Below are 897 nucleotides of genomic sequence, written 5' to 3'. Positions count from 1 at the left end.
TAGCCAAGCCCAGCTCCGTGATAACCCCGGAGCTGGCGGAGGCGGGGCGCAAGATGATATCCGGCGGCAGCGGCTTCGTGGACTACAAGTTCCAGGGTGAGGGCCGGCGCACCTTCTACGCCACCACCAAGTCGGGCTTCATCCTGGCGGTGGTGTTCCCATCGGCGGAGCTTAACCGCATGGTCAGCAGCCTTGCCATTAGGCAGCTCACGATGGGCGTCTTTACCCTCATCCTGGTGGGGGCCATGCTTTGGGGGCTTGCCAGGAGCATTGTGGAGCCCGTGCGCCGCATAACCCGGGCCCTTACGAAGCTGGGGTCGCTGGACCTTACGAAGGACCAGGACGAGGAGTGGCTCAAGGAGGTTGGCAAGTCCCCCACCGAGGTGGGGCAGATGGCCAAGAGCGCCGTTACATTAAAGGAAGAGTTGAGGCACGCCATATGGGACATAGCCCAGGAGTCCAACCGGGCGGCTTCGGCGTCGGAGAACCTGGCGGCGCTGTCGGAGGAGCAGGTGGCGTCAGTGGAGGAGATAAAGGCCTCCATAGACCAGGTGGCGTCGTTGATGGAGTCCAACTCCGCGGCGCTGCAGGAGACCAACGCGGGCATAGAGGAGGTTTCAAGCGGGGCCCAGCAGGCGGCGAACTCCGCCACGGACGGAGCGGAGGCTGCGTCTAAGATGTCCGCCCTGTCGGAGCAGACAGTGCGCCAGGTGGGGGAAGTGGTGAGGGCCATAGCGGGAGTTGGTGAGGAGTCCCAGCGGACCTTCGACCGGATCCAGAAGGTGGCGGAGTCGGTGAGCGCCATATCGGGATTTGTGAACACCATAAGGTCCATAGCGGACCAGACGAACCTTTTGGCGTTGAACGCCGCCATAGAGGCGGCCCGGGCCGGAGAGG

1 protein-coding gene is annotated in these 897 nt (G+C 63.8%); it reads left to right on the top strand.

The annotated features are described in order from the left end of the window. The coding region (locus tag N2315_09570) for a methyl-accepting chemotaxis protein (protein MCX7829419.1) at positions 1 to 897 on the top strand (897 nt) is incomplete at both ends.

Source organism: Thermanaerothrix sp. (genome assembly GCA_026417795.1).
Taxonomy (GTDB): Bacteria; Synergistota; Synergistia; order Synergistales; family Synergistaceae; genus Thermanaerovibrio.
The sequence above is the reverse complement of the archived record's forward strand: the minus strand, read 5'-3'. Positions and strand labels throughout refer to the sequence as shown.